Origin of the sequence: Oryzomonas rubra, assembly GCF_008369015.1 — a bacterium.
Lineage (GTDB): Bacteria > Desulfobacterota > Desulfuromonadia > Geobacterales > Pseudopelobacteraceae > Oryzomonas > Oryzomonas japonica.
This window is the reverse complement of sequence record NZ_SRSD01000010.1, coordinates 16843-43586: the sequence shown is the minus strand read 5'-3', so window position 1 is coordinate 43586 and position 26744 is coordinate 16843. Positions and strand designations below refer to the sequence as shown.

The window sequence follows — 26744 nt, the reverse complement described above, 5'->3', positions numbered from 1 at the left end:
TTTGCTCTATAATAGCCCTATTATGTAGCGCATATCAAACAGTTTGATTATGCGGAGGCTTCCGGCTCGTATGGGATCTCTTCCGGCCTCGTCTTCTTGTTGTTGTTGGGGTAGTGCAGGATTGGCCCATCTACCTTGAGCCCGTGCTGTATGGCTTCGGCCAGCGCCTCCTTGACCTCTGCAAGCGCTGTCTGGAAGCTTCTCCGGTTGTATGGCTTGCCGTACCAGACCATGAACGTCTGTTTCTGCCTCCCTGTGGCGGTCGCTTCTACTCGTGGCATATTCCTTTGTCCTTTTTGGTGTCTTCTAGTTCCAGAAGCTCATTTCGTTCGTTACCGCATCGTGCGGAGAGTCGTCGCGCCAATCGGGGTTGTATTTTACCTCACGGCCTGCAGCCCACCAGCAGAATCGCCTGCTCTTACCAGTGCGACGCGCCATGTCTCTCATGTATCTGATTTTCCAGATCAGCTTCTTCAACTTTTCCTCCTGGGTAATCCATAGGTCTTTTTTAAGCAACCGCCAGTATTCATGGCCGTTGACGACAAAATGTTGTCCTTTTTGCTTCCTTTTTTTACTTACGCCTTTATGGCGCTATTTGCAACGGTGCCCAGCGGGTAATGCTGGAAATAATATTAATAATATCAACACTCTTTGAGTTTTTGGCAAAAAATTGCTCGGGCGCTCAGACGTCCTCCAGGTGGTATTTGGCCTTTATTTCCTCGAAGCCTTCGGCATACGATGCTGCGTCGAACATGATTATGAAGCAGTCCCGCGCCGCCTCCTGCTGCGCCTTGTGGTGTTTATCTGTCTCGAACAACTCGGCTCTGGCCCGCTGCACATTCACTTCCCGGACCAGAGCGTCCCGTTCCTTGACCAGTTGCTCGTAGACGGGGATTCTGTCTACCGGCAAATCAGGGCGTTGGCGTAAAAAGGCCAGCCTATTCTTGAGGTCATTGTGGTTGGCTTTCCAGTGGTCCCGTTCTTTGGTCAGTTCTGCCACCTTGGTGCGGAGACTAGCTGTATCGATTATTGATTCGCGGTATGCTTCCTCTACCACAAGCAATCGCTTTAACTCTATCTCCAGGGCGCGGAGGCGGTCGATCTCGGTTGGATCGGCTGGTGCATGGTTCAATTCTGGGCATGGCCACTTGACGCAGCTATCGCAATCAATTGGGCATTCGTCTACGCTCATCCCTGTACCTCCTGCGGTTTGCTGTCCGCCATCACCAGGATGCGAACGTGCTGTCCGTCGAATTGCACCAATTTGGCCCAATCTGCGGGTAATACGCCTATGTGCCCATAATTGCAGCCGTGGCCTTCTACCTCCACCCCTGACCGGTAGCGGAATAGTTCGGATTCTGCGGCAAGTTTGCCCTTGTAATTACATTCATTTGCTCCCTGCGTTTTGGCTAACATCTCTCTCAAATGCTTAATCATTTCATTGGCTTGCTCGTTTGATTTTAGTAGTTCCCCTTCCAGCCGTTTTACCTCGGCCTCCACCGCTGCATTGTCGTGGTAGTAGGTACGGCTAGCGAGCCGGGTTTTGAGGGCGGCATTCTCGGCTTCCAGAGTGGCGTTATTTTGCTGCAGTTGCTTCGTCTTTTTGCTCTCCCGGTAAAAGGAATCTTGGAATGACTGGCATCCTGTTTTGAGAGTAGCGTTCTCGGTTTGCATGGCGGAAAAACTATTACCGCGATCTACCGCCTGTATCCGGTTGCATTCAGCGTCCAATTCTGCCGCATTGAGGGCCGCGAGGAGATCCCGGATATGGCTAGCCATATTTTCTCGCCCAATACTATCAAGAATTTTGATATCTACCCTTGCTCTTTCCTTCAACTCTTCGTTATTACTCATGGGGTTCCTCCGAAGTTTTATCTGCCATCACCAGCACGCAGACGCGCTGGTCATCATCCATCCAGTTGCGCAAACAAGTAACAACAAGCTTGATGGAGCTTTATCTTCCGCTGTTTTCATTTTTTCATCCATCTCCGATCCTCCTTTGTATTGGTGTGTTCTACCAAAGGCCCCCGGCCAGAATGATGCCTGCGGCTACTTCCTGCGGGATCTCTTCCGCTCCCTCCGCTTCATCTTCCAGTTCTTGCGCTGCTTCCGTGGGAGTCCGGTCGGGGCAGGCTTCCAGCATTCTTTGGGATCCGCGAACTGCTCGGGTGGGTCATATGAAGGGCGTATTATGACCTCTGCTGGCTCAATACCGGCATTGGCGATCATGCTGCGGGCGATCATGCTGCGGGCGATCATCTGCGCTCTGCCGTATCCATCGTCCACAATCAATATCGTTGTCATGGCTTTACTCCCTGGTGCTGGTTTTCAGCGGCTCGTAAATCATCGGCAGGACTCCCCGAAGGTGCAGCCGGCGCAGAGCGCTTGCCATCATGGCGTATTCTGCCCGCAGGTTGCTTTCGTGCTGGAATTCAAGCCCGCTGTATCCCCATGCGTTCCCTTTTGGCCCCACTACCTGCCGCGGCTTACCCTTCTCGTTTACCCATATTAGGCCCCACCGGGCCGGGAGGTCTTCTCGCCTGATGACGCCCTCGGGGCAGAGAAACAGGCGGAATGTCCCGACGCCCAAGCGTGGGTTGCGACGAAATATCTTCTTTTTGTCGGCCAGAAAGTCCGACCGGCTGGTCTTGCATTCGATCAGTATTGAGTGCCCGTCACGGAATCCTAATGCGTCGGGGATCTCGTCGGTGCCCATCGTCACTAGTTCGGTAAATGCGAACGAGCACTTGCGTGTTCCGAGCAGCCACTTTTCTGCGATCTTGACCAACTCCTTGTGCGTCACCATCCCCCCCTTTTGTCCCTGCTGAATTCGTTCTGCACGAGCGCCTGGCTGATGTATCCGGCCAGGGTAGCGTCGATAGGCTTTCCGGCCCTGGCAGTCCCGATGGTCCGCTCCGACACGCCCGATATCAGCGATAGTTCTGTTTTTGTCGCCCTTTTGAGCCGCATTACTGTTTTCAGCAGCGGCAATGTGGTCATATTGTCCCAGCGCATGGCGGTTCCTTGGGGGTTCTCGCGTGCTGCAGGTAGCTCGCATGGCTTCTGTATGTTGCTGCCATATTTTCATAATGGTTTTGCAGGACGCGCAACGCTCTGGCCAGTGTGTCGTCCACTGCTGTTGCCAGCCATGGGGCTCTTTTACCGTAACCAGCGCTTTTGACCTCGTATCGGACCCTCCCATCTCGTTCTCTCCGTTCAACCTGCAATGTTGACAGTCGATTGAATCCGCTTGATTGGACGCCTGTGGCGCAGAGATAAATTTCAGGGTTGCCCGATTTGTGAATGGTCCAGTCGTATCCCGGCATAATTTTCACAAGTTCTTTTCTGAACTCTGCTTGCGACATTGTCGTCTCCTGTTCGTATTTAGGGGTATCCGTAAAAAGTCGTTGGTAGTGATTACTCCCTTTTGGGTTATCGACCCTTCTGCGGGGCAGTCTGGGTATGTACATCCGGCGTCACAATGTTGGCATGTTTGCCCATTTACGATTGGGATACATTTCTTGTGTGCTCGGCCTCCTGCCCCAACTGATCGAGCACCGCCCCTACCACAAATAACGCAGATATTATCCGCTGATTTTCCTGTCCCGTATTTCATTCTGGTTCCCAATGAAGCATTAAAGTGTGTAATTCATTTGTGTAGTTTTTTGATCATCAACGACTTTTTACGGATACCCGTATTTAGCGGGGGCCGGTCGCTACTCCGGCTATGTCTGGCCTCACTGCCAGACGACGTTCCCATGCTTGACTGCTATATCGCAGGTCTTATTGCCGTTGCCTTTTGATGTGAGCCCCGCTGCGTGTCCGCTCCCACGCCGCCCCGCTGTCAATCATTTTTTTGTGGCAGATCTGCCACTCTGCCACTCGGTCTGCCTACTGCATTTTGAACGGTGCGACGACGATCCGTTGTTCTACGTACACGGGCCGCACCTTGCCGCCGTGGGGATCCTTCAGCATGACCCATGTGCCCTCGGCAGATGCCGGAGAAAATAGCCCGTTGGGGTCGGCCTGGGGCAAGATGGCGTAGCTGCCGCTCTGGTAGGTATTCTTCTCAGCGATCTTCTGCGGGTTTGTGTACTGCGTCGCTGCGGGGATGCCGTACCCGATGGACTCACCCAGGTACACCAGCTTGCCGGTCATCTCGGCCACGATGTAGGTGTATGTCACCAGGCCGTCCTGGTCGCGCAGTTCGTAGATGTCCTTGAGCAGCTTCTTCTCGCGGAAATTCTTGATTGCCGGCATGCCGGTCTGCGCGGAGCCTTCCTGCAGGATGCGCTCCTGCTGCTGTTGCTGCGTGTTGTCGCTGCTCTGCGTGCTCTCCACCTTGCAGCCCGCCATGAAAACCACCATCATCATCACCATAAAAATCTTGTACACGGTCCTACCTCCTATCTGAGTTTGAGCACTTTCCCGTCTCCGACGGGTATGCCGTTTGGAAGCTGCGGGATGATTACCGCAGCCAGGATGGCGCATATTGCCAGGACGATCAGCAGCTCTATGAGCGTGAATCCCTTTCTCACAGGCCGCCTGCTTTCAGCCCGTTGATAAACTGCCGCAGGTCTGCGGGCAGCTTTTCCTCGCCGTAGTCAGCGACCCGGTGGAGGATGATCGAGGCGAGGGCAGCCTTATGCTCCGGGCTCGCGTTGATGTAATCAAACTGCATGTTCTGGATCTCCTGCACCATGCCCTGGTTGTAGGATTTTGATTGCTCGAGCGTCTGGCGCCGGACCGCTTCCGTCTTCGGGGCGAAGAACTTGTACATGAAAAAGTCGTTGCCCATGAACAGCCATGTCAGTACGAGGACGCACACGATCCCCAGCAGTACCCCTCCTGTTACTTTCATCACTTCTTTCACCATCTTCTTGCTACCTCCTTTAGTTTATGGCCGTTGCCGGCCTCCTGCTTTGTTTTGTATGCGCTACGGTGTGAGCGCAGGCATATCGTCCTCGAAATACATGATCAGCTTCCCGGTGACGACCGCATGCTGGTGCTCCTGCAGGGATCCGGGGCTATTAATCCATCCGGGGCACATGATGATCGCGTCGCAGCGGTCCAGCAGCGGGAGGCATACGTCGTTCATCCAGTCTCTCGCCGTCATGCCCGAGAATCTCGGGTCTGCGTCCCAATGCCCGGTGATCCGGTGCGGTATCAGCGGGGTGTCGCCTTGGAGCAGCAGCATTTTGCCAATGGCCTCGGCTTTGTCGATGTTGGCCTGGATGCCTTCCCTCGTGGGGGCCGTGTACGGGCCGGCGACGTAGACTATTTGGCGCATGCTACCCCCTGGTAGTCCATGGCGTAGTCGTAGAGTTCTTCGGGGGTGGTGATGGTGTAGTCCTTATCCCCGATGCTGCATTTGCCTACTCGCGGCGCGGTCACCGCCGAGCACTCGTACAGCCACCAGCTAACGATTCCGTCTTTCGGGGGATGATTGAGGTCAAGGGTGGCATCGAGCACGTCCACCAGGGCGTCTTCCAGCGGGTCGGCGATTATCCCGATGCCGATGCCGGCCATGTCATTGTCGATTTTGTTCCGCAGCGCCTCGCGTGCGAGGATGGCATTTAATGCTTTCACGAATTCTTGCTTGCTGATCATCGTTTTCTCCTGTTTTGGTAGTCGCTTGCTAATACTGGGCTTCTTTCACAAGATGGCTCGCTTACTTTCTTTGGTGTTCTCAGTGGTGGTGGCTCGCTTTCCCGTGGTTGGGTGGCTATGATCCTTCGGCTCGCTTGAGCAGTGTGGTGTCCTCTGGCACGTTGGCTCGCTTTTCTATACTGGGTTGCTACTATATTGCGGCTCGCTCAACTCAGATGGGTTTCTCGCGCATACAGGCACGCTTAAAGGCAATGGGTTGCTATTCTTTTACGGCTCGCTTTGCTCATGTGGGTTTCTTGTCATTCGTGGCTCGCTTCCTTTTTACGGGTTTCTAAAAATGGATGGCTCGCTTTTCTGTCATGTATTTATTAAGTCATTCGGCTCGCTTTCCAATTTCGGGTTTCTTTCAATCAATGGCACGCTTGTACATTGTGGGGTTCTTGATACCTCCGGCTCGCTTTGTCACAATGGGTTTCTAAAAGTTTGCGGCTCGCTTTGGTCGAATGGGTTTCTCCATCCTATTGGCCGTAATCGTTACGCCGCCTGCTTCTCCCCGCCGTGGACGTACCCCAGCTTCGCATCCTGGTAAGGGGCGGAGACCGGCAGCCCTTCCAGCGCCCGCCATGCTGTGTAGAGGTCGATCAAAAAAATCTTAACCATGTACCGCATCGCAGCATTGTGCCGGTGCGCCTTCTCGCTGGCGATCTTGTCCTTGCCGGTCTTCTCGTTGGGCACCTTCTTGTCCTGCCAGTTCTCGTGGCTCTCCAGCCGGTGCTTGTAGTCGTCATATATCTGCCGGTATTTGTTGTCGCCAGCCCGGAGGAAGCTGCTGGCCAGGACTCCGGTCAGCTTCGTCTTCAGGAAGGGGTTGAACGTGATGCCGTTGCGGGTGGCGTCGTGTCCGTCCCGATCAATATACGCTACAGTCTGTAGATGCTCTTTCCTGCGGCTGCGGCCTCTGCCGTCGTCTGCTACGTCCAGGCCGGCGTACTTCCAGAGGCTGCTCGGGTGCCGGGCCTTGGTGATATCGATCTCGCTGATGATCACGCCAGCCATGGCCGGCCCGATGCCCTTGACCTTCTCCATAAACTCGGTGTAGATCGGGTAGTCCTCAAGTATCTTCCCGAGGTTGCGGAAGTGCTTGGCCTCCTGGGATTCAAGCTCCTTGTACTGCGATATCAAGGCGATCTCGGTGTAGTCGCTGATCACCGCATCGCCGGCAAACTTCTTTTTCTGGGGGAGGCCGTCCGGGGCAAGCATGGCGTAGTGCTTTTCGAGCAGCTTGGTCACGAACCCGGCCACCTTCTTGGCCTTCTTGTCTTCCTGCTCCAGTTCGTCGACGGCGCCGGTGGCGACCCGCTTATTGTTGACCCTGATCTGATCGAGCATCGCTTTCGACTCGTCGTCCAGGGTGTCCTCGCTCTGGCCGGGAGCCTGGCCCAGCTTGGCCTTGAAGTTCCCGACGATGCGGTTGCCGGTCTGGATGCGGAGTTGCTGTATGTCGTAGCAGCCCCTGACGATGGTTTTAAAATTTCCTGCGGGCATGGTTTCCTCCTGTGGTTTGGTATGCTGCTATCGGTTAAAGATTTGTCGCTAGAATGATGTCGCTACGATTCATAGGGTTTCTCGGTTCTCGTGGCTCGCTATTTCTTTTTGGGCTTCTTTGGCGAAATGGCTCGCTTAGATATTTTGGGCTTCTCAAAACAGATGGCTCGCTAAAAACAAATCGGGTTGCTCTCCTTTTCCGGCTCGCTTTCTTTCATCGGGTTGCTACATATCAGTGGCTCGCTAGGAAAAAACGGATTGCTTTTTCATTTTGGCTCGCTTGTTCTTTTTGGGTGTCTAAAAAAATTTGGCTCGCTTGTGCTCATCGGGTTTCATTCACGCATTGGCTCGCTCGCCGCAGATGGGGGTCTTTCTTTCGTTGGCTCGCTTCAGAGGTCCGGGTTTCTCGCTTCTTATGGCTCGCTGTCACTTTATGGGTTGCTTCATCTTAGGGGCTCGCTACCTGGGAGTGGGTTTCTTTAAACATATGGCTCGCTGTTCAATTCTGGGTGACTCGATTCATGTGGCTCGCTTTCATACTATGGGTTTCTTCTTTCCGTTGGCTGGCTGTAACTTACCGCCGCACCTTTCCGGTCTTCTTGTGCTCACGGTGCTCACGGTGCTCGTGGCGGTTGGCCGGTGCCGGAACCTTCCACGTCATGTTGTTGAATCCGCCGAGGGTAAATATCAGCATGTCATATCATCGAATATCACGGGGATTTGCGCGTGCATCGCGGCGAGCAGCGGTATGGCGACCTCGCGCATCTGGGGGTGGGCTGCCGGGGAGCAGCGCAGCTTGAAAAAGTGGCGCCACTCGCGGAGGTTGGCGGTCATCACGATTTCCGTTTTAAGGCTGTTCGGCAGCACGGACCGGGCCTGTTCCGGACGCCATCCCATTTCTCTCAGGTGCTGGTAATCTGCCTCTGCTCCGGCCATCGCAACAAACCATAGGCGATCCAGGGTATCGTCTATGGTGGTCAAATCCTCGCCGGTATACTCGCCGGGCTCGATATCGACCCAAGGTGGAATCACGAAGGCCACGGCCCCGCCGTAGTCGCAGTACCTGGTGCTCTCCTGACTGTAGCTGGCGATCCGGTGCCGGACGATCTCGTGGGTGACACCGCGGTCGCAGATGAACCGCGCCGATGCCGTTGCGTGTTCGAGCACCGACTCGTGCCCGCGCTTCAGTATCATCTCGGAAAACTTCGGGGCGGAGTCTGCGGTGATCTTGTCCTCGCTCTTGTAGCAGGTGCGCCCGGCTGTCTCGATCAGTTGCAGTGCATCGGTGTTGATGTGGAGTATCTCCACGGATGGCTTAACAAGTTGCATCAGACTTTCTCCTTTCGATTTCACGCTGCAGGTACCATGCAGCTTTTTCCAGATCTTCGATGGCCTTGTCAGGGTTTTTCTTACCTGCGCGAGACAGGTACTTCACGGTGTTGCCAAGGCAAAATCCCAGTTCCCAAGCCTCGATCACCTTTATGGCTTCGTATGGGTTGTCCTTCCCGCCGTAGTGTTGGGGATGGTCTACTGCATCTTTCTGGCTCATGCTTCTCCTTTCTGTTGTCAGAATCCCTTGCCGTGCAGGTACGGCCTGTTGCGGTTCTTCTCGATCTTGGCCGCGAGCGCCTGCAGGAAGGCGTCGGTCTGGCCGTTCCCGCCGACGTAGCTGCATACCCGTATCACGATGTCGGCCAGTTCCTCGTTGAGGTGGTCCTGATCGACGACGATGGAATTGTCTTCGTGGTGCTTCGCGCTCTTGCGGAATGCCTCGAAGCCGTAGCTCTTGGCCAATATGCCGTTGCAGAAATCGAGCATTACGGACTCGCTGATGCTGTCGGCAGGGTTCAGGAGATTGACGCATTCCATTGCCTCGGCTACTTCGGTCACGATAAGCGCAAGCTGTGTCGCGTGCTGGTCGGTGGCGAAGCCGTGAGCCTTGGTGATCTCTGCGCATTCGGTGATGGTGTCTCGGAGGTCCATTTCGTTCCTTTCTAGTGGGTTGCGTTCTCTTCTTCCTGGGCCTCGGCCAGAGCCTTTGCGTGGGACTCTGCCGAATACGGCCACAGGGTTGCGATGGCGGTAATCTCGGGGTCGCCTTCCTCCCATTGCCGCCCAATCGACTTATTGAGCTTTGCCGCCTCTCTGCCTGCGGCATCCATTGACGGCATTGCGATCAGGTCGTCCGGCCCCTCGATATGGACGCACCAGAGCGGTGCATCTTCGACTCTCTGCGGCGCTTTCAGAGCTTCGTTTTTGAGGTGGAGGACTTGATTGTCCGATGTCAGCCTTTCGATCCTGTCCGCTGCCTCTAAAAAAAATTGCCCGTGGATGCCGTTTTGGAAGTTCCGCAGCCTATCCACCATATCCATGAGGGGCGGCAGAGTTCCGACGTCTCTGCACGAGTGGTGCAGCCTGTATGTCTTCGCCGTGCAGGTCGCACGCAGAGTGGTTTGCTCATCCGTCTCGTCCAGCGCCCCGGCCTGGCGTTTGAGCTCTCTCAGCAGGTTTTTTTTGAAGGCTTCCCAATTGGTTTCGACGCCTTCCCGCTTCGCTATTTCGTGGGCGCTGCGGAGTAATTCGTTTGCTTCGGTCATTGTCGCTCCTTTGTTCTTGTAGTCGGGAATCCGGTCGTGTCCTGTCTGGCTTGAAATTTCTGGAATCGGCATGCCCAGAATGGCAGCGGGCCGACTTCAAACCAGACGCAAATTGGTACGTTGTCCCTCAATAATTTTTCAACGGCTGGGATCTGTTTGCGGGGCACCTTCGCCTCTATGCACCCTGGCCGGTCGATGATGATGCCCCGTTTTGTGATATCCTTGATTCGTTCCACGAGCGTCGTGCTTGTCACGTTTTCCTCCTGGTCACGACCAGTATCTCTATCTCCGTCCGGCACTCGGGGCACATCACCACGGCTGCCGGTCGCATCTCGTCGGTGCCGCACCATGCCTCCTTGTGGGTGAGGTTGGCTGTCACTGGTTTCCCGCATCCCGGGCATTCCGTGTAAAGGTGCATCGTGGTCCTCCGTTACTGGTGTGTGACTTTCCAGCTATGGGTGCCCCAATCGTATTCGACGTAGTAGCGGTAGCTCTCGTCTCCGTGGAAGCTGCTGGTGATCTGATAGTCTGGGACCCGACTGTTGGCACTTTTGAAAAAGGTCACGCCGAGGAAAAACGTGACGAGCAGTTCGCACTCGGGGCCACTCCATCTCCCTTTCACTTTTTCCAGGACTTCCTCGATGTCGGCCAAGACGTTTTCCGGGTGGCCGTCGTGTCCTCGGTACACGTAGTACACATCGTTGCGGTCTTTGAATTGGATTGTTGCTCGAGTTCCCATTTTTGGCTCCATTTTAAGAATGGGTAGGGTGTGTTAAACAGCGCCATGCAGGCAAAAAACGAATAAATCTCTATTGCCAGCGCGGCTGCGATCAAAATTTCTGGCAGGTGTTTCATGGCGGATTTCCTCCGTGGTTACTGCGGTCCCGCCACCGGCCCGTACCATTCCCCGCCGAACAGCCGCACAAAATCGCCGAACTCGGTGGCATTTTCTTCCCCGGTGCGCCAGATCCACACGCGCTCAAACTTGCAGGCTTCGTCCGGGTTGATGGCGACCCGCACCGGCTCCGGGCTGACGTCTTGCCAGTCTATCCTCGTCCAGTAGTAGCCTTCGACGGTCGGCTTTTCGGTCGTCCAGAACGGCTTGGCGTCCTTTTCTGTGTATGGGATTCCATCGGCCCGGAGCCTGACGATGGGAGTGCCGAATGCCCACGATTTGAGATAATGGACACCGGTGGCATGATCCACCGCCGTTGTGAGCCCGCTTCTCTCGCCTTTGTCCTTGTCGTCGGTGCTGTCGTATGGGCAAAACAGATATGCGATGATTGCTCTGATGGTTTTCATATTTTTGTGGCTCCATCCGTGTTCGATATCGCGGCTTCCAGCGCGTGCTCGGTTCTCACCAGCGAGGCGTATAGGTCGCTGATGATTACTCTCGGATCGTCGGCAGTTGACATAAACGCCCCTACCCTCTGCTTGATCGCTTCGTTGTCGGTCACGCTGGCGTTCCCGCTGCTGGTGCGCCGCGGGCTGCCATCGCCGCTCTCCGTCCAGCTCACCGCGTCGTATCTCCCGGAGAAAACTCTCCAGGTGATCTTGAGGCGTAACGGCAGGAACCGGAAAAATCCGACGATCCCGGTGCGAAACGGTAGCGGCCTCGCCGGCTGCCACCATGTCCGTTTCCCGCACTTTCGTTCTTCTTCGACGGGCCATGTTCTGAGTTGGTATGCCATGAATGTTTGAGGTAACCTCATATGTCCTCTCTCCCTTTTTTGTGGCCCGCTGTATGCCATGCGCTACGCAGCGGGCATGGCTTTACCTTCTGTTACCTCTAAAGCCGCCCTCGCAGAATGATGCGCCGTGTTGCTCTCCCGCATGTACAGCAGTTCGGGATTCAGTTCGGTCATGCCACCTGGCTTTGGTGGACCGACGAAAAGAGCGCACAACGACTCCACCCCGGGCGTATAATCCCAACACGTCGCGGGCCGATTCTCGTAGTCGCTGCACAGGCCGTCCGCCTGCAGGTTCTTGCAGGTAGCGACGCAGCTTTGTTCTTCCGCTTTAATTACTCTGAATGGGGTCTTTTCTTCGATGCTGCGCTTGTAGTTCGCGCCCCTGTTGAGAATAAACACCCGGCAGCAGCGCCCTATGTCCGGGCAGTCGGTGCGGCAGTTGATCTCATGCATGCTTGACCCTCTTGTCAACGAGGCGGCACTCGCATTGCTTGATGATGCTGCGGAGCGTCCGGTTATATTCCTGTTTGCCCCTGATGCTGGTCTTGTGGCGGCCCATTCTGATCACCACGGTGAACATCTCGTTTTCATCCTGGATAACCTCCAGGCCCTGTCTTTTGTCGCTGCTCATTGCTCCCCTTGCCTTTGCGGAAAGTGCTATATTTACCCGCAGAAAGTATCACATTTTCTGCTTGGCTGCCATAAAAATGTTTGCCATACGCTACGGCCTAAAACGGCGGCGGCAGTTCCAGCTTTTCGATCACCATTACCATCCTCGGCTTGGCGATGCTCATGGCTTCGAGCAGGACGAACGTGCCGGAAGGATGCGCTTGCTGTAGGCGGATAAGCTCCTGCTCTGCCGCGTCCTCGTGCATGTGAATGTACTTCGGTGCGTGCTGCGGCTCGATCTTCTCGTCTCCGTTCGGTAGCTCGGTTGCCGCAGCCACGTTGGCGATCATCCAGAATTTCTCCATTATCGGTGCCCTCCGTTCTGCACCATCCATATGGCGCTGTGGCAGATATCGCAAAAATACAAATCCCTGCCATGGTCGTCGCGGTATAGGTGGCTCTTAAAGAGGCGGTTTTCAATCGTCTGGTTGGGAAAAATACCTTTGATTGTTCTGACTTCAAAACAACCGTCTTTGCCCAGCGGAATTTCGTGGTGCGGGCACTCCGGGTTACTGCATGCTTCCATAGTTACCTCCCTGGTGGTTTGATTGCTGCCCTTATCGGATTTTCTCGTTACTATGCCTGCCAATCCGCCTGGCATGCTGTGTATCCTGCTGCATCTGCCGCCGCCTGTGCTGTCTGCCCGGGATTGGCTCTGACCGCCATCCGGCAGTGGTCGCAGATATAGACCTGGGATGCTCCCTGCTTCGTCCAGGAATGCTCCCCGGGCTTCTTGTCGCTGGGAGCCAAATCCCCGAATGGCCGGTTGCGGCTATCGACCGGTACCCGGGAGAGCGCCAGTTCGCAGTAAAGGTCGGAGTGCAGGCAGTGGGGGTCCAGGCCGATGTTCTCGAAGATCATGCGGAACTTGCCCTGCGACTCGTCGATCCACTCCTTGCGCCGGGCCACCTTCTGCAGGTGTACCCAGAACACGTCCTTGCACATGCGAACCATCTTCTTCTTGCCGAGCGTGTCCTGTATCTCGGCTTCCAGCGCCAGTTCGTTCGGCTGCTCCTTGAACCGGTGGACGTACTTCATGAGGTTCCACTCGATGCCGTGGTATCGGCTGATGCGGACCGTGAACTTGTTCTTGATCTCGTCGCTCGACCGCTTCTCGGATGCGCTCTGCTTTGGTCGGTCGCCCCATTCGCAGATATCGCCGTCGCCCTTCGTCTCGTAGCTGTAGTCCGCCAGCCAGACCTTGCCGCGGTGCCGTTGCGCGAACCTGCGGGCCTCGTTGATGTTCGGCAGACCGTCGACGACGCATGCGCTGATATCGTATTGCTTCATGAGCTCGTCGCAGCGTTCCCATGGATCGTCTGCGTAGACAAACTCGATGTGCGCCAGCCGGGACTTGTGGAGGCCGCTGTCGGTCTTCGGCCCCCAATAGCGGATCACGACCACGTTAAATCCGCCCATCTGGTCCACGCCCATGGCGAAGTTGGTGCCCTTGGTAAGCCATTTCAGGTCGGGGTTGACCGTGGCCTGGAGGATGTCGTCGCTGACGATGCGCGACTCCGGCGCCAGGTATGCGATCCCCAGCTTGGAGTTGAAAAACTCCTGTAGGTCTTGCGCCTCTTCGTATGCGCGGATGATCTTCTCGGGCGTCTGCCGGCAGGATAGGGTCTGCGGTATGTGGTAGCCGATGATTTTCGATTCCGGGTTGTGGGGGATCCACAGGCCGTCTCGGGGGTTGGTGATGATCTCGTTGCAGGTCGGGCAGACGTAGACGTACTCCTTGCCGCGCTGGCCGATGCAATCCGGGAAGCAGTCGGCCAGGACCACGCCGTCCTTGCATCCGCACCGGCTGTGGAACCGGTGCTGGTCGGACTGTTTGAAGTATTTGTCGATGTTTGCGTCTGGGTAGCCCGCGGTGCTGTATTTGAAGTTGATGGGGTATGGCGAGTGGCTGATACGTTCCTCGGCCCGCTCGATGTCGCCTTCCATCATCTTGCGGACCTCGTCGAAGATCACGCCGAGCATCGGTATCGACTCGGTGGAGGTGGCGCCCTGCATGTAGCTGAAAAATATCTGCGAGGGGCCGATGGACCTGACGCGCTTCTGGTCGGTCTTTCGTTTCTCTCCCGGGTCGGCGTCTGGATCCTCTCCCCAGAGCGGCTTGATCTCCGGGATGCTGCGCACGGTCGGCTTGAATCGGACGTCGGAAAATATCATGGCCATGGCCTGGTCCGGGAGGAAGTACCCGAAGTATTTCCCCCAAAATCGCAGCGCGAGCCATACGAGCGCGAGAAATCCGAAGATGGTCTTACCCACCTGGGCTCCGCACATGAGCACCATCTTGAGCCCGTTCAGGTCATGGTCGCCGGTCACCTGCATGGCCTTGTACGGCTCGATCAGGTACTCGTGCCCCTCCCATGTGAACGGCTCGTTGTCGACCTTAAGCGTTCGCCGGATCTTCTCGACTAGTTCGTACAGGCTGTTCGGTACGTCCTTGGCGATTGAGGGCCGGCCCGATGCGACGATGTGCTGCGGTATCGTGACTCCCCGTTCCTGCAGGAGCTTCATTGCTCGGGCGCGTTCCTCCTGCTTACGCCGCTCCAACTCCATCAGTATCTGCGTCTTCGAGTAGTGCAAGGAGTTCCTCGTTGGTCTTATTTTTCAGATCGTTGGTTACGTCGATGGTCTTGCCCCATCTGCTCTTGAACCGGCGTTCCAACCGCCATGCCGCAGCCTGCCATGCGCCGTCGAGTGCCGCTTTCCTGATGAGCGCGAGGTCTGTAGCCTCGGCATCCGCGAGCGCCTTTCTAACAGAGTCAGAAAACTCGTGCATCGGCCCCTTGGTTTTGCTGGCTCCTTCTCGCATCCAGGCGTAGAGAGTTTCCTTTGTGATACCGCCGAATGCCGCAGCCACGTCCATGTAGTTCCCGTTACGTATTGCGGCGATGATCTTGTCGGCGACGTCCTGGTTGAACTTGGTCGGTCTGCCTCCGGCGTGCTTCTTTGCCATTGCTGTGTTCTCCCTTTCGTTTATATAGCGGCGCACGGTCGAAACAATCCCGTGCGCCGTCGCTTCCTACAGTTCCACGCGGTATATGGTGCCGTCGATAGCATCCAGCGAATCGCTAATCGATTCGAGAATGCCATTGAGTTCTTGGAACAGCGGAGGGTATTTGCTATCCTCTCCGGGGCTTGATTTGCCTGGATTGGGGCTGGGGGGGGTAGTTATGGGCCGGAGTCTTGTTTCTACCTTCTCCGCCAGGCTGTTTGCGCGGTCCGCCAGCTTGGCACCGAATTCTCGTATTTCTACTGAGGCGAGTTGTCTGGAGTTGATTGGTGCGTCCATCTTCAGGTCATCGTACATTTGTGGTTCCTCCTATGGTGTGGTGGTGTGCTGCTCATTGTTCGTTTGCATTTTCTGCCGTACTCTTCCGGGCTTGTATCGCATTTTCTGCCGTACTCTTCCGGGCTTGTATCGCATCTTCTGCCATCTGCCGGACTTCGCTTTCTGGTATCCCGCGCCCTGGGGAGAAGCACTCCGACAGCCACGACAGCGCTTTGATGGCGTTGTACGTCCCGTCTGGATTCTTGGCCGCCTCGCCGAGCGTCCGCGCATATCGTGGGTCGGTTGTGCTCACTTCCTGTACCATCCGAGCCGGTTCATCTCTGTTTCTTCGAGTACCTCAATGCCTTCGCCTTCTCGGGCCATCCATATGAGCGTGCCGGGGGGTATCTGCTTTGCGAGACATTGGGAAAGCTCAAAGTTTGGCCCGGTGCCTCTGATAATAACGATTGAGTTCTCCGTGATCTCTTTGAGACTCACGATTTCTGACCCGTTGAGCACGTCGATGTGGCAGTTCTGGTTGCACATTGTTCCCTCCATCATTGGCTCATCTGGTCAGTCGATTATTTCAGTGAGGACGATGATTGTTCCCCCCATGCTTATTTTCCAGTTCCCTTTTTCCGTATCGGGGTAGTGTCTGGCGATACAGCGCCACAGGTCGTATCTCGCCTCGCTGGATGATCCTTCCTTTAATGCCGATCCTAAGATGTCATAACGTCTGCGAATGGCAATCTGCACGTCCGCTTCATCCGGCCTGATCACGATATACCGAGGTTCTCTCTTCGGCTTTGCATCCCTGCCACAAAGAGCAGAGAATATCCGATTAAAAACGTTCATCGTTGCGGTTCCCTTTCTTTCCCCTGGAGCGCCAGCTTGCGCATGTCCTCCAGGTGGTATTTGGTAGCATTGAGTTCCCCGGTGCTGTCGACGGCCTCGGTCGGCCTGATGCCCACTCGGTAAAGTTCGTCCATGAGTTCCTGGGCGGCTCCTGGGTCGAGCGAGAGGGTCGGTTCGCATGGCTCACCTTCCTCTGCCTGTGTCATCACAACCGGCTGTGCGATTAAGAAATTAGTCCCAAGGCGTTGCCAGAAGAGCAGGTTTATTCTATGGCCCCACCTCGGAACGTCCACCATGACTCCGCTGGTCTTTTCGAATCGGTTCCCGGTCATGGCATTGCCCACGTTTTGGCGATTGCGTCTCGCACCCCTGTGGCGAATTCTTCCACCAGGGCATCATCACTGCTCTTGCAGTCCTTGAGTTCCTGCAGGCTGAATGTTTTGCTGATGCCCAGGAGCTTCTGCGTTTTGGGATCCGGGAACGCGACTTCGAGTTTCAACCCGTCCTCGAGTTGTTCCGCCCTGATCGCGCAGTTGTATTGGATGGCCTTTCTGAGCCGTTTCAGCATATAGAATGTCTTGAGCATTTCGTTTCTCCTGTTTGGTATGCGCTGCCCTGTGGTTATGCCTGTTTCTTTCGTTTCGGGACCAGCGGGATGTTGAATAGTTTCCCGATCACTAGGAACGTTTTACTGAAAAGCTCCGGGGCCACATCGAATAATGCTGCCCAGATATTTGCTATCGGCACTACGGAGACGATCCCCCGCCCGATCAAAGTCCCAACTGTGACGGTTGGGGAATAGCTTGTGCCCTCCGACTCGGCTTTTGCACGGTCCGTCTTGTCCTCCATGTAGTCTTTGGCCGTGCGGATTGTGTACCCTACCGCGCAAAAAGCGAGTGGAACCCAGAACAATAAAATGCCTATAAAGCTGTTAAATTTGAAATTCGTAATATAGTAAATCATGGGGATGCTCTCCTTTTTTTGATTATGCGTTGGCTTTGCGCTGTTTTTCGACTTCCGAGAACGGCGTCATCTTCCCGTCTGCGCCCATGAGCATCGGTTCCTCGCCGCAGTATTCCATGTACCTCTTCAGCGTCGCCTCGGCGTATCTCGGGTCCAGTTCCATCCCCCTGCCGCGCCGCCCGGTCTTCCTGCAGGTGATGATGGTGGTTCCTGATCCGTTGAACAGGTCGAGCACGATTTCCCCGGGCAGGCTGCTAGCGTAGACGTTCCTTTCCACGAGTTTGACGGGCTTGATGGTTGGGTGCCATTCGCTCTTTGCCGGCTTTTGGATCCTGATCACACTGGAAACTTCCCGGTTGCGCATCTCGGTGATGCATGCCTGGAGTTGCTTCTTGTCCATCTTGGAAATGTCCGGGGCATCGTCGATCACGGTGGTCTGGGTGAAATCTCCGTTGAAATAGTGGCCGGCGCCTTCCTTCCATCCGTACAGGATCGGCTCGTGCTTCCAGTTGTAGTCTTGCCGGCCCAGGACCGCGCAGTCCTTTACCCATATGATGCACTGTTTCATGAGCAGGCCCTTGATCCCGTTGACCGCGGAACGGAACACGTCGCCGATGTTGTTGCCCTCGGCATGGGCGATGTAAAAGCAGCCGCCCGGCTTGAGCGCGTAATGCATGACCGAGAACACCGACAGCAGGAATTCCTTGAATGCCTCGGGGCTCATGTTGTCGTTCTTGATCTTTCCGGCCTTGCTTTCGTATTTGACGTTGTATGGCGGGTCGGTCCACACCAGATCGGCTTTTTCCCCCATCATCAGCTTGTCAAGGTCGGCGATGCTGGTGCTGTCTCCGCACAGTAGACGGTTTTCCCCGAGTACCCACAGGTCGCCCAGCTTGACGAACGGATCTTCTACCGGCAAAACCTCGGGGTCTTCCTTGCCGAGCTTCTCCTTCTCGTTCAGGCCGAGCAGTTCTTCCAGTTCGTTCTGATCGTGGCCGGTCAGGTTCAGGTATTCGCTGTCCTGGTCGTAGAGGTCTTTGAGCAGCAGGGCCAGCGTCTCGTCCTCGAACACGCCGCCCATCTTGTTCGCCGCGATGTTGGCTGCCTTTTCCTTGTCCTCCGGCCATGCCACTTCCCTGTACGAAAACTTCCCGTATGGGGTGAGGGCGTAGCCTATGGCGATGGTCCCGGTGGAGTCGGTCTGGGGCTCCTTGGTGATCTGCCAGTTCGGGTCCAGCATCTTGGACCGCTGGTGCCCGCCGATCAGGCGCCCCGTGGTGTGGTTGAACACGATGCCTCCCAGGTCGCCGTACACCTTCATGGACTCCTGCAGCATCTTCTGTTGCTCTGCCGTGATCGTCCTGGGGTTATATCCTGATGGGCGGAGGTCTGCTATCGACTCCGGGCTTATTTCCTTGGCCGGAGTAGCCAGGTTATCGATGGTCCGGTCGTCGTTCTTGTTCTTCGGAGCGGGCTTGCCCTTGTACTTCTCTCTTATTTTCTCTCTGACGGACATTGGTTCTCCTTGTTTGCCATGCGCTACATAGTGGGCGTAGTTGTTCCCTTGGGGGTGATAGTGAAATGCTCCTGCAGCCATGCGGCTTGGATCCTGCGGCCTTCTCTGGCGGGCTCGGTGATCTCGTCCCATTCCAGAAACTTCCTGGTCTTTTCCCCAAACTTCTCAGCGGCCACGGTTGCCCCTTGCTCTACTGCGGCTCTCCCTGCCTCGTGGAGCGCCTTTGCCAGTTCCTCATTCCCCATGGGTCACTTCTCCCTTTCGAATGCCGCCGCGACGTGGGCGTAGTTGATGGTTGCCATGCGGGTCGTGCCGGCGCCGGAAGTCGGGAGCAGAACGACGTCCAACATGGCGATGCCGGTGCTGTTGTGGTAATAGCGAACGATTTTCTCGATTTCTATCGAGCTTCCCGCCGCCATCAGTAGCGCATACTTCCCAGGCTCCACCATTTTTTGCAGGAACCACGGCTCAATCGTTTTGGGGCTCTCCATGGTTTTGGGAGGTTCGGTTCCCGCCTGGGGCTTGTCGGCGAAGTCGAGGGCGCTCTGCTCATCGGTCTGTCCCGGGGCGGTCTGTGCAGCCCTGTTCTCTGCGCTCAGTCTCGCCGATTCCCGGCCCCGTTCCAGCACCGGCTCGATGTGTTTCATCTCCACCTGGTAATCGAACTTGTAGACCGTCTCGCCGGCGATCTTCTCCTTGAATCCTCCCCCCTGGCGGTGGATCTCGGCCATAATCTGCGCGGCATAACCAGGGGATATCCCCGTTGTGGCGGCTTCCTGCGGTGTCAGCAGTTTTCCCCTGCGCCCGTTAACCCATTGCAGCATCGTTTCGAATTTACGCATGATGATCTCCTTACGCGGTGGTGTTGAAGTATCCATCAAATTGGTCCATGAATGCCGCTATTGATAATGTTGTAGTATCCTGCGGCGGGTCTGTGCGGTACTCGTAGGCATCGGCGATTTCTAGCGCTCCCTGCATGCTCTCGATCATCCCTTCCAGTTGCTTTATCACCTGCTTGGAACTGGCGGCGGCGTTCTCGAGCATGACTTTGACTGGATCGTTGGGGCGCTTGCAGGTAAGCCGGCTTATGATCAGTTCGCTGTTTGCTATCGCTTTCCGGTTCGCCTCGATCTGCTGCTGCAGGCCATTGATCTTTTTGCACAGTACGTCCCGAGTCCTTTTGATGAGGTCGTCTCTGGTGGGGTTGCATCCAGTGACCGCCTGTTGGAATGCCTTCATAAAATCCTGGACCGGCTGCCCTGGTTCCTTGTCTTCGTCGAGCAGGGTGTCCATGGCGATCTGCAATAGCTCGAAATCCTCTTTTTTGCCGCCTGCGTCTGGATGGTGTTTCTTGGCCAGGCACCGGTATGCCTTGCGGATGCTTTCCCGACCTTCCGCCTCTTTCACGCCAAGTATCTTCTCGGCCTTTTTCTTGTTGATTGCCATCTGACGAGTCTCCATGCTGTCCGATATGCGCTACAGACAGGTTAAAATGAAGGGGGGACGCGATACCCCCCCGAAGCATTTGATTCCGACGTGCTTACCCCCCTGCGTCTCCCCCAATTCCTCAATTAAGGTATTCGCTTTCGGGCCGTCGTCCCGGTTCTGCGTCCGGTTTGCTGGCGTTTTAACCCTGCTACTTCTCCGGCTTGGCCTGGGTCGCCTTGAACGTGATCACCGATTTCGCTGCGATCTGGATCGGTTTCCCTGTTTTGGGATTGTTCCCCTTCCTCGCCGCCCTGTGCGTGGTTTTGAATGTGCCAAAACCATGAATATTGACACGCTCGGTTGCCGTCAGGCTCTTGATTGCATCAATGACGCTTTTGACGTCATCCTCTTTGACTCCTGCTCTTTTTGCCAGATCTGCGATTCCTGCCATACCAGTTCTCCTTTTCTGTTTGTTTGTGCGGCTCGCTTTAGCGAGTCCCGCCGATTATAGTTGCATGCAGCCGGGGCTCGTTGAGCGGCCCGGGATGATCTGCCTTTCTAGTACCACGTTCCACCCCAATAATGCCATACCCGGCGATATCCTCCCACGGATCTTCTCCGAATGCGTCCTTGTCGTTTGCGATTCGCATCAGCTTGTCGAATACGCGCACGACCCCGAGCATATCGGCGTATTGCTCGGGTTGGACACCGTTCGGGTACAGCAGCTCCAGGAACTCTCCGCACTTTGTCGTACTATCCCCATAGGCCGCATTCTTCTTGGCAACTGTGTTTGCGATCTTTTCAGCTATCGCATGAAATTTCCCATTGCTCACGACTTCCTCCTTTTTTGCTTTGTCCAATAGCTCGGGTTGTCCACCAGCCGGCCCATTGCCACTATGAGTGGTTTCTGGTCCTCGCCCTTTTCGCTGGCCCGCCACGTTTTCATCCTGCGGAAGTGGGTAACGCACACGGTCCAGGTCTTGCCATCCTGGTGCTCGTGCCCCTCGTAGGCGGTCCTGCGGCAGCCCTCCACCTGACATTTCCCTCGGCGCTGGTTTGGGGGTTGCTGTTCGGTATACGCTACATACTCGTGTTCAATAATCGCCCCGCAGTGGACACACGAATACGTCTCATAGATGGTGGTGCGCCGCTGTCCTGGGATCGCCGATATCTGGTCGAACGCCAGCGTCCCGTCGCAGGCCGGGCAGGTCCGGCAGCCTCGGCATGTTTTCCGCGGTCCATGCTTTTTGCAGTTGATCGCCTTTGCCTTTACCGCGTAGTGCCGGCAGTTGATAAACCTGCCGCGGACGTTGATCAGGCGCCTGGCCCGTTCCGCTTGATGTTCTGTGGGCTGCCATATCATCGTTTTTTTATCCACTCGTTGAATTCGTGTAGCACTTCGAGGTATTGCTTCTGGGTGAGGTCTTTGCAGCTTTTGACGGCCATGTATTCCTTGAACACTTCTTTGCAGGTGCTCTCGTCGTGGATTGATTGGCCTGTTTTTGAGGTAATAAAAGCCTGGAAGCGTTCGTTTTTGAAAAATGTTGCGTGGAGACCTCGCAAGGCTGCGTTCTCTATGAGGTCTCCACGTTCATTGTCTTCTGGAAAGTGGGGGAGGGGAGTATCCATTCCCCCTTGATCGCCTATTTTGTGGTTGATGATCAGGGTCGCGGTGCTGCCCACCATGGCGGTGAGCGTCGGCCCGATGGATGCCTGGTTCTCGAATACCGTTTCCAGCACCAGATGAAACCGTTTTCCCTTATTTGGGATGTCCACTATGTATGCCGGGTCGATATCGCATGTCTCAGTCTCGGTAATGATGGTCACCGAGAACTGATCCCCAATATACCCGGTTAATTGGACGGCTATTTTTTGTTCATCCGGCAGTTCCAGAAAACAGCGCCACGCTTTTGCGGCTCGCATCCACTGTCTGCTGATCAACCTGGTCTTAATTTCTACCATTAAGCCCTCTGCTGTTTTGTATGCGCTACGGCCTGGTTACATTTTTTTTGCACTTGTCGCATACCAGCGCTTGCGCCACTTTCATCGAAATCAAGGTGCTCGCCTTGATAAAAAGGTCATCGAGAGTATTAAACTCCGGTATTGTCGGCGGATCAAGCTTTTCTTTAAATGCCTCTACTGTTTTGTCAAGCTCCAGTTCTGCAAAAACGCTATCTACAATCGACGACAACATTTCGGGGTCTTTAACGTGGCACTGTACATCAAAGCATTGCATCATTTTCTCCTGGTTTTAAGTTTTGATTTCCTCCGGCCAAAAACTCCACCTGTCTGCAAATCGTATAATGCCTGTTTCAGCGGGGCGATCAGGAACCGATGGGGGTTCCCCGGTAGGTGCGGCAGTATCCCCTCGTTGACGAGTTGCAAAATGTAACTGCGCCCCCATCCGGTCATCTCCATCACCTCTGCGGTGGTGTAGAGGATCTTCCCGTTGGCCATGGCCGCTTCCAGCCTGGCGACGCCTTCCTCTTGGTGCTGCTCCATATATTCCAAAACCCGTGCTAAAATTGCACTTTTTACGGTTTCTGTTACCATTTACTTACCGTCACCTTCTTTCGTTTTAAAATGTCGGTTTTTACGCATAATAGTCGTAAACCTCCTTTTGCCTCTTTTTTTCTACACATTTTGTGTTATAGTTACGCAGGACTTGACGCAGTATATGTAATTCAATGCGTCCAGTCAACCATTTACTTATCTGGTGGGTCTCTTATGCAAATTCCTCAGCGGTTGAAAGAAATTCGCCTATTTATGGGGCTCACTCAATCCGAAATGGCTCAACGGGTAGGGGTGTCCAATCGCTCATGGCAGCAGTATGAGGGGGGGGCCAAACCTAAAACCGACCTTCTCATGGAACTGCTAAAACTGGGGTTCGATGTAAATTGGATACTGTCGGGCCGTGGCAACATGCTTCTGCCTACCCCAGAATCGAATAAAGATGGCTATGTGGCAATTGATGTCTATGGCGGCTGTGTCCGTGATGTTTCGGACCGGCTGGCCGGGTTACTGCTGTTCATGGCGGTATCTGATTGCATGTCGCCGACGTTTCAGCAGGACGAGGTGCTCTTGGTTGAGCCCTTGCCTGGTCCTATTACAGAAAATGGCATTTATGCTTTTGTTGCTGTAAATCTTATGGTTAGGAGAATCCAGATTATGGCGAGTGGTGATTTGGTCCTGTCGTGTGACAACGAAAAATATGCGAACGAGGTTATCACGTCCGAGGCGTTCTCGGCTTTTGCGATGATCGGTAAAGTTGTCTTTGTAATGAGGCGCCCATGACCGCGGCCATCTATAAGCACAAGCGCGGCAAAGACAAAAATGGCATGGACAAGATTCTATTCCAGGTGCGTTACCAGCTATATTTCCCCGATGGCTCGACAAAGGATAAATATAAATATTGCGGCTCGCAGCGGGATGCAAACACTCTGTGCCGGCGTGCGGAGTTTTTGGAAAATAGCACACGATCCCATAGCGCGAAGCCCAAAGAACTCATTATGGCGCAACACGAGGGGCTGATGACCGAGGAAGAGGCCCTCAAGTTTGCCGGGAATGATGCCGTTGTCGCCTATGACTTGAAGAGGGTCTTTGAAAATTACAAAACCACCAATAAAGTCTCGAATACGGCCTATGGCCATACGATCAATCTGCGACGCGCCGATTTTATTTTGGGCTGGCTCGAAGATTACCCCATCCCAACCCTGACGGAGAACGATGTCAGGGTATTTATTCTGGGGCGGTTGGAGGGCACGCTGGTCCACGTAAATACCAAAAATGGGCGGGCTGTCGAAGGTGTGGCGCCCAAAACGGTGCGTAACGATCTGGAGGTTCTTCGGGCCATAATCGACGAGGCGGTAACTCTGGGCATGGTCGCAAACAACGTTGCCCGGAAGGTCGATTGTCCCGATAAGCGCAAAAAACTGCGCCGGGCTCTCTCCAAGACCGAAATCACAAATTTTTTGGACGCTGCCAAGGCCAATGCCCATCTCGCTCATGGGTATGCATACTACTTGGCCATGATTGCTCTTTATACCGGAATGCGTCGCGCTGAATTAAAATGGATGACCTGGGATGATGTTGACTTGGACGAGAGCGTCATAAAAATCGAGGCCAAGGAAATTGATGGCGAGGAATTCACTACTAAGTCTGGCGAGGCGGATGTGGTGGTCATCCCGGATCGGTTGCGTGCGTTGTTAAAAGAAATGCCTCGGGAGGGTCGTTTTGTTTTAGGTGGCCACCGTATGTTGAATTTGGAAAATATTACCAATTCAATTTCGCTGATCATTAAACGTGCCCGTCTTCCCCCTGAACTATCGTTGCATAATCTTCGGCACACATACGGGTCGTGGTTGTTGAAAAAATCGGGAGGTGATCTAAAATACGTCCAGGGTGCCCTCCGGCATCTGGACATCAACACCACGAAGCAATACGCTCACGTTATTATTGGAGAGGAGGATCCGGCAAAAGGCTTCGACTATGATTAAGCCCTTTTGTATACTATGCGCTACAGGTTTTTTGTATATTCTTTGTACGGCTTTTCCGTGTGTCATGTAATTATGGGTTTTAATTATGTTTTCCGGTACGCGCAAGCGGGTTCAAATCCCACTAGCCACCCCAAAAAAAATTCCATAACTGCCTGAAAAGGCAGTTTTTCTATCAAGGGCCTTCTTCTTGTTTCGGTACACAAGCCGAGATCAAAAAGAGGGCCCTTATGCGTATACCACATCTGCTCCAGCGGGGAAAGAGCTACTACTTCCACCTGCACCTTCCCGTTTGCCATTCAACGCTGTTTCGGTTGTATCCATTGTAAAAAAATCCCTGAAAAACCGGCAAAGGCCACCAAGCGCCTCCACCAGTCCGAGTCCCGACATTTGAAATTTGTCAATGCGGGCGCTTCTACCTATTGTAATACCCACGAAAAGATATTAATCTCTGCGAGCCAAATTCCGCCCATCCTTTGTGGCGGGGGAATTCATTAATCATGTGTCTGCATTTTGCCGTCATTGATCTCACCTCCAGGAGTGAAACTGTATGATGAAACGCTCAGTAATAGCCGCTTTTGCGATCCTCAGTCTCTGTAAGAGCGGGTATGCTCTCGAATTTCAAGCGGTAGGCGACGGCGCCCTCGGCGTTGGAGGGGCCGGAGTCGCTCGTAGTGATGGTGCCATGTCACCGTACTGGAATCCCGCCGGCCTTGCCTTTGCGAAGAAGACAGTAAGCGTATCCTTGACTGCCGCTGCCGGCCTTAAACCGGAAAAAAAGCTGGCAGAGGACATCGACAATCTTTCAACAACGTACAAGGCCTGGAACAATAACCAGTCAAATACGACCGCCATAAACAACCTTGCCAATGCCGTTGCCAATGTCTCCGCTTCCGACAACCTCCGGGTCACCGCCAACACCGCTCTCGGCGCCCAGGTCAAACAGTTCGGTTTTGGTGTCTTCGGAACATTTGAGGGGGGCGCGGTTCCGCACACCGTTCCTGTTGACACAACAAACCCTCCCGGCAGTATTACTACGTCGCTGAATAATGACTACGTAACAACACGCGGCATCGCACTTGTCGAAGCCCCCATATCGTACGGGTATCTCCTGGATGTCGGCAAGTTGGGCCACGTCGGCCTCGGCATCACCGGCAAATACCTGTATGGCGAGGTTACTTCAGAAAATCCAAAAATATTTAATAATGGTACGGTCCTCTCCTCGAAAGACCTGACAAAGGACCTGTCCAGAAACCGTAACGGTTCGTCCTCATGGGGAATCGATCTCGGCGTGATGTGGAAACCGGAAGCTCTTCTGCCGATTCCGGTCACCGTCGGCCTGATCGGTAAAAACCTCAACGCCCCCTCGTTTTCCGCAAAGAACGGCGACAAATTCAACGTGGACCCGCAAATCCGTGCCGGGGTCGCTGCGGAGTTCGCGAGCTGGCTGGATGTGGTCGCCGATATCGACGTGATCAAAAATACCACGGTCGTCCCAGGGCTGAAAAGCCAACTATTGGGTGGTGGTGCGGAATTTCACCCCTTCCAGTCCCTCAAGCTCCGTGTCGGTGGGTACACCGATCTTTCCGAATCGGGGGGGGCCGTGACCGCCGGTCTCAGTGTCGGTGCCCCGATGATATACCTCGATATCGACGGTGCTTACGGTCTTGGTACCGTTAAATACGACAATCACTCGTATCCATCCGAGGCAAAGGTTCAGTGCAGTCTGAACCTTGCGTTTTAAATGATCCTCGGTTCGAATCACGAGATTCCCCCACTGTTTTGCGGCGGGGGAGCCTCGCCTCGCAGAATAGAGTCCTGTAAATAGCCCTCCACGGTGCGGACGCATCATGGAGGGTTTTCTGTTGTCTTCGCGCTCTTCTCGCCACTCATTGATCACCAAGCAATACCGCAGTTGGTGGCTGTGAGAAATTATTTATACAGCACCGAATCCGGTGAAATGTACAAAAACAAACAATTACGAATGGTTGTGAGTTGCTGACTGTTTTGATAGGTATTTAGAAACTATTCATCTTTAGACGATGCATAGGGCGGGGGATGGGTATTTTTATGTGCAATACCGGTATGTTGAAG

At 54.6% G+C, this 26744-nt stretch carries 46 protein-coding genes; 3 read left to right on the top strand and 43 right to left on the bottom strand.

The annotated features are described in order from the left end of the window. Positions 1–47: 47 nt before the first annotated feature. From ET418_RS15250 to ET418_RS15050, 43 genes are all read right to left on the bottom strand, one after another. On the bottom strand, positions 48–281 hold the full coding sequence (locus ET418_RS15250) for a hypothetical protein (RefSeq protein WP_149309034.1): 234 nt from the start codon (positions 279–281) through the stop codon (positions 48–50). Between the two features lie 25 nt (positions 282–306). Further along, positions 307–477: a hypothetical protein gene (locus ET418_RS18220; RefSeq protein ID WP_188055615.1), complete on the bottom strand. Its 171-nt coding sequence runs from the start codon at positions 475–477 to the stop codon at positions 307–309. Positions 478–682: 205 nt separating this feature from the next. Next, positions 683–1192: a hypothetical protein gene (locus tag ET418_RS15245; RefSeq protein WP_149309032.1), complete on the bottom strand. Its 510-nt coding sequence runs from the start codon at positions 1190–1192 to the stop codon at positions 683–685. Beyond that, a complete protein-coding gene (locus tag ET418_RS15240) occupies positions 1189–1854 on the bottom strand; it encodes a hypothetical protein (protein ID WP_149309030.1) in 666 nt (221 codons plus the stop codon). Before ET418_RS15240 ends, ET418_RS15245 begins: the two co-directional genes overlap by 4 nt. A gap of 195 nt (positions 1855–2049) precedes the next feature. Then, positions 2050–2304, bottom strand: a complete 255-nt coding sequence (locus tag ET418_RS15235) for a hypothetical protein (RefSeq protein ID WP_149309028.1) — start codon at positions 2302–2304, stop codon at positions 2050–2052. 4 nt (positions 2305–2308) lie between these two features. Then, the gene (locus tag ET418_RS15230) at positions 2309–2806 is read right to left on the bottom strand and encodes a hypothetical protein (protein WP_149309026.1); all 498 of its coding nucleotides are present in this window, start codon (positions 2804–2806) and stop codon (positions 2309–2311) included. After that, the gene (locus tag ET418_RS15225; RefSeq protein WP_149309024.1) at positions 2800–3015 is read right to left on the bottom strand and encodes a hypothetical protein; all 216 of its coding nucleotides are present in this window, start codon (positions 3013–3015) and stop codon (positions 2800–2802) included. The genes ET418_RS15230 and ET418_RS15225 overlap by 7 nt, the downstream gene beginning before the upstream one ends. A gap of 876 nt (positions 3016–3891) precedes the next feature. Further along, positions 3892–4395: a hypothetical protein gene (locus ET418_RS15215; protein ID WP_149309020.1), complete on the bottom strand. Its 504-nt coding sequence runs from the start codon at positions 4393–4395 to the stop codon at positions 3892–3894. A gap of 11 nt (positions 4396–4406) precedes the next feature. After that, on the bottom strand, positions 4407–4538 hold the full coding sequence (locus ET418_RS18660; protein WP_218043406.1) for a type IV pilin protein: 132 nt from the start codon (positions 4536–4538) through the stop codon (positions 4407–4409). Beyond that, a complete protein-coding gene (locus ET418_RS15205) occupies positions 4535–4876 on the bottom strand; it encodes a hypothetical protein (RefSeq protein ID WP_149309018.1) in 342 nt (113 codons plus the stop codon). The genes ET418_RS18660 and ET418_RS15205 overlap by 4 nt, the downstream gene beginning before the upstream one ends. A 60-nt stretch (positions 4877–4936) precedes the next feature. Further along, positions 4937–5290: a DUF1937 family protein gene (locus tag ET418_RS15200; RefSeq protein ID WP_149309016.1), complete on the bottom strand. Its 354-nt coding sequence runs from the start codon at positions 5288–5290 to the stop codon at positions 4937–4939. After that, entirely contained in the window at positions 5278–5610 is a 333-nt protein-coding gene (locus ET418_RS15195; RefSeq protein ID WP_149309014.1) for a hypothetical protein, read from the bottom strand. Before ET418_RS15195 ends, ET418_RS15200 begins: the two co-directional genes overlap by 13 nt. Positions 5611–6144: 534 nt before the next feature. Beyond that, positions 6145–7155 (bottom strand): TIGR-Tas system RNA-guided endonuclease, encoded by a 1011-nt coding sequence (gene tas, locus ET418_RS15190; protein WP_149309012.1) that lies wholly within the window; start codon positions 7153–7155, stop codon positions 6145–6147. 687 nt (positions 7156–7842) lie between these two features. Further along, positions 7843–8484, bottom strand: a complete 642-nt coding sequence (gene thyX / locus ET418_RS15185) for an FAD-dependent thymidylate synthase (protein ID WP_149309010.1) — start codon at positions 8482–8484, stop codon at positions 7843–7845. After that, the gene (locus tag ET418_RS15180; RefSeq protein ID WP_149309008.1) at positions 8471–8704 is read right to left on the bottom strand and encodes a DUF3310 domain-containing protein; all 234 of its coding nucleotides are present in this window, start codon (positions 8702–8704) and stop codon (positions 8471–8473) included. The genes thyX and ET418_RS15180 overlap by 14 nt, the downstream gene beginning before the upstream one ends. Before the next feature lie 17 nt (positions 8705–8721). Next, on the bottom strand, positions 8722–9138 hold the full coding sequence (locus ET418_RS15175; RefSeq protein ID WP_149309007.1) for a nucleoside triphosphate pyrophosphohydrolase family protein: 417 nt from the start codon (positions 9136–9138) through the stop codon (positions 8722–8724). An 11-nt stretch (positions 9139–9149) separates the two neighbouring features. Further along, positions 9150–9752, bottom strand: coding sequence for a hypothetical protein (locus ET418_RS15170; RefSeq protein WP_149309005.1), 603 nt, complete (start codon positions 9750–9752; stop codon positions 9150–9152). A gap of 250 nt (positions 9753–10002) precedes the next feature. Next, on the bottom strand, positions 10003–10170 hold the full coding sequence (locus ET418_RS18215) for a hypothetical protein (protein ID WP_188055613.1): 168 nt from the start codon (positions 10168–10170) through the stop codon (positions 10003–10005). A 12-nt stretch (positions 10171–10182) separates the two neighbouring features. Continuing rightward, positions 10183–10440 carry a hypothetical protein gene (locus ET418_RS15165; RefSeq protein ID WP_149309003.1) on the bottom strand — a complete coding sequence of 86 codons (258 nt, stop codon included), beginning with the start codon at positions 10438–10440 and terminating at the stop codon, positions 10183–10185. A 185-nt stretch (positions 10441–10625) separates the two neighbouring features. Further along, positions 10626–11054 (bottom strand): hypothetical protein, encoded by a 429-nt coding sequence (locus ET418_RS15160; protein WP_149309001.1) that lies wholly within the window; start codon positions 11052–11054, stop codon positions 10626–10628. Beyond that, the gene (locus ET418_RS15155; protein ID WP_149309000.1) at positions 11051–11443 is read right to left on the bottom strand and encodes a hypothetical protein; all 393 of its coding nucleotides are present in this window, start codon (positions 11441–11443) and stop codon (positions 11051–11053) included. Before ET418_RS15155 ends, ET418_RS15160 begins: the two co-directional genes overlap by 4 nt. A 63-nt stretch (positions 11444–11506) precedes the next feature. Then, positions 11507–11896 carry a hypothetical protein gene (locus tag ET418_RS15150; RefSeq protein ID WP_149308998.1) on the bottom strand — a complete coding sequence of 130 codons (390 nt, stop codon included), beginning with the start codon at positions 11894–11896 and terminating at the stop codon, positions 11507–11509. Further along, positions 11889–12074, bottom strand: a complete 186-nt coding sequence (locus tag ET418_RS15145) for a hypothetical protein (RefSeq protein WP_149308996.1) — start codon at positions 12072–12074, stop codon at positions 11889–11891. Before ET418_RS15145 ends, ET418_RS15150 begins: the two co-directional genes overlap by 8 nt. Positions 12075–12171: 97 nt before the next feature. After that, positions 12172–12417 carry a hypothetical protein gene (locus tag ET418_RS15140; protein WP_149308994.1) on the bottom strand — a complete coding sequence of 82 codons (246 nt, stop codon included), beginning with the start codon at positions 12415–12417 and terminating at the stop codon, positions 12172–12174. After that, positions 12417–12638, bottom strand: a complete 222-nt coding sequence (locus ET418_RS15135) for a hypothetical protein (protein WP_149308992.1) — start codon at positions 12636–12638, stop codon at positions 12417–12419. Before ET418_RS15135 ends, ET418_RS15140 begins: the two co-directional genes overlap by 1 nt. A 50-nt stretch (positions 12639–12688) precedes the next feature. Then, complete coding sequence (locus ET418_RS15130; RefSeq protein ID WP_149308990.1) at positions 12689–14707, bottom strand: phage terminase large subunit family protein; 2019 nt, start codon at positions 14705–14707, stop codon at positions 12689–12691. Next, complete coding sequence (locus ET418_RS15125; protein ID WP_149308988.1) at positions 14661–15080, bottom strand: hypothetical protein; 420 nt, start codon at positions 15078–15080, stop codon at positions 14661–14663. The genes ET418_RS15130 and ET418_RS15125 overlap by 47 nt, the downstream gene beginning before the upstream one ends. Positions 15081–15146: 66 nt before the next feature. Continuing rightward, positions 15147–15434 carry a hypothetical protein gene (locus tag ET418_RS15120; RefSeq protein ID WP_149308986.1) on the bottom strand — a complete coding sequence of 96 codons (288 nt, stop codon included), beginning with the start codon at positions 15432–15434 and terminating at the stop codon, positions 15147–15149. Positions 15435–15704: 270 nt separating this feature from the next. Further along, complete coding sequence (locus ET418_RS15115) at positions 15705–15941, bottom strand: hypothetical protein (protein ID WP_149308985.1); 237 nt, start codon at positions 15939–15941, stop codon at positions 15705–15707. A 27-nt stretch (positions 15942–15968) separates the two neighbouring features. After that, on the bottom strand, positions 15969–16151 hold the full coding sequence (locus tag ET418_RS15110) for a hypothetical protein (RefSeq protein WP_149308983.1): 183 nt from the start codon (positions 16149–16151) through the stop codon (positions 15969–15971). A 95-nt stretch (positions 16152–16246) separates the two neighbouring features. Continuing rightward, positions 16247–16456, bottom strand: coding sequence for a hypothetical protein (locus tag ET418_RS15105; protein WP_149308981.1), 210 nt, complete (start codon positions 16454–16456; stop codon positions 16247–16249). A gap of 122 nt (positions 16457–16578) precedes the next feature. Beyond that, complete coding sequence (locus tag ET418_RS15100; protein ID WP_149308979.1) at positions 16579–16836, bottom strand: hypothetical protein; 258 nt, start codon at positions 16834–16836, stop codon at positions 16579–16581. Positions 16837–16871: 35 nt separating this feature from the next. Then, positions 16872–17213, bottom strand: coding sequence for a hypothetical protein (locus ET418_RS15095; RefSeq protein ID WP_149308977.1), 342 nt, complete (start codon positions 17211–17213; stop codon positions 16872–16874). A 22-nt stretch (positions 17214–17235) separates the two neighbouring features. Then, positions 17236–18729 carry a DNA modification methylase gene (locus tag ET418_RS15090; RefSeq protein ID WP_188055611.1) on the bottom strand — a complete coding sequence of 498 codons (1494 nt, stop codon included), beginning with the start codon at positions 18727–18729 and terminating at the stop codon, positions 17236–17238. Positions 18730–18752: 23 nt separating this feature from the next. Next, positions 18753–18974 carry a hypothetical protein gene (locus ET418_RS18210; RefSeq protein WP_188055609.1) on the bottom strand — a complete coding sequence of 74 codons (222 nt, stop codon included), beginning with the start codon at positions 18972–18974 and terminating at the stop codon, positions 18753–18755. Between the two features lie 3 nt (positions 18975–18977). Next, on the bottom strand, positions 18978–19571 hold the full coding sequence (locus ET418_RS15085) for a hypothetical protein (RefSeq protein ID WP_149308973.1): 594 nt from the start codon (positions 19569–19571) through the stop codon (positions 18978–18980). Between the two features lie 10 nt (positions 19572–19581). After that, positions 19582–20175, bottom strand: coding sequence for a J domain-containing protein (locus ET418_RS15080; protein ID WP_149308971.1), 594 nt, complete (start codon positions 20173–20175; stop codon positions 19582–19584). 190 nt (positions 20176–20365) lie between these two features. Further along, the gene (locus tag ET418_RS15075) at positions 20366–20608 is read right to left on the bottom strand and encodes an HU family DNA-binding protein (protein WP_149308969.1); all 243 of its coding nucleotides are present in this window, start codon (positions 20606–20608) and stop codon (positions 20366–20368) included. Between the two features lie 37 nt (positions 20609–20645). Then, on the bottom strand, positions 20646–20990 hold the full coding sequence (locus tag ET418_RS15070) for a hypothetical protein (protein WP_149308967.1): 345 nt from the start codon (positions 20988–20990) through the stop codon (positions 20646–20648). Beyond that, positions 20987–21520 (bottom strand): hypothetical protein, encoded by a 534-nt coding sequence (locus tag ET418_RS15065; RefSeq protein ID WP_149308966.1) that lies wholly within the window; start codon positions 21518–21520, stop codon positions 20987–20989. The genes ET418_RS15070 and ET418_RS15065 overlap by 4 nt, the downstream gene beginning before the upstream one ends. Beyond that, entirely contained in the window at positions 21517–22119 is a 603-nt protein-coding gene (locus tag ET418_RS15060; protein WP_149308964.1) for a hypothetical protein, read from the bottom strand. Before ET418_RS15060 ends, ET418_RS15065 begins: the two co-directional genes overlap by 4 nt. A gap of 25 nt (positions 22120–22144) precedes the next feature. Further along, positions 22145–22393 (bottom strand): hypothetical protein, encoded by a 249-nt coding sequence (locus tag ET418_RS15055; protein WP_149308962.1) that lies wholly within the window; start codon positions 22391–22393, stop codon positions 22145–22147. Continuing rightward, positions 22393–22710, bottom strand: coding sequence for a hypothetical protein (locus ET418_RS15050; protein ID WP_149308960.1), 318 nt, complete (start codon positions 22708–22710; stop codon positions 22393–22395). The genes ET418_RS15055 and ET418_RS15050 overlap by 1 nt, the downstream gene beginning before the upstream one ends. A gap of 174 nt (positions 22711–22884) precedes the next feature. Between ET418_RS15050 and ET418_RS15045 the strand changes: the two genes are divergently transcribed. From ET418_RS15045 to traF, 3 genes are all read left to right on the top strand, one after another. Continuing rightward, the gene (locus ET418_RS15045; RefSeq protein WP_188055607.1) at positions 22885–23451 is read left to right on the top strand and encodes an XRE family transcriptional regulator; all 567 of its coding nucleotides are present in this window, start codon (positions 22885–22887) and stop codon (positions 23449–23451) included. Further along, the gene (locus ET418_RS15040) at positions 23448–24653 is read left to right on the top strand and encodes a tyrosine-type recombinase/integrase (RefSeq protein WP_149308956.1); all 1206 of its coding nucleotides are present in this window, start codon (positions 23448–23450) and stop codon (positions 24651–24653) included. Before ET418_RS15045 ends, ET418_RS15040 begins: the two co-directional genes overlap by 4 nt. A 547-nt stretch (positions 24654–25200) precedes the next feature. Continuing rightward, the gene (traF, locus tag ET418_RS15035) at positions 25201–26394 is read left to right on the top strand and encodes a conjugal transfer protein TraF (protein WP_149308954.1); all 1194 of its coding nucleotides are present in this window, start codon (positions 25201–25203) and stop codon (positions 26392–26394) included. The last annotated feature ends 350 nt before the right edge of the window (positions 26395–26744 follow it).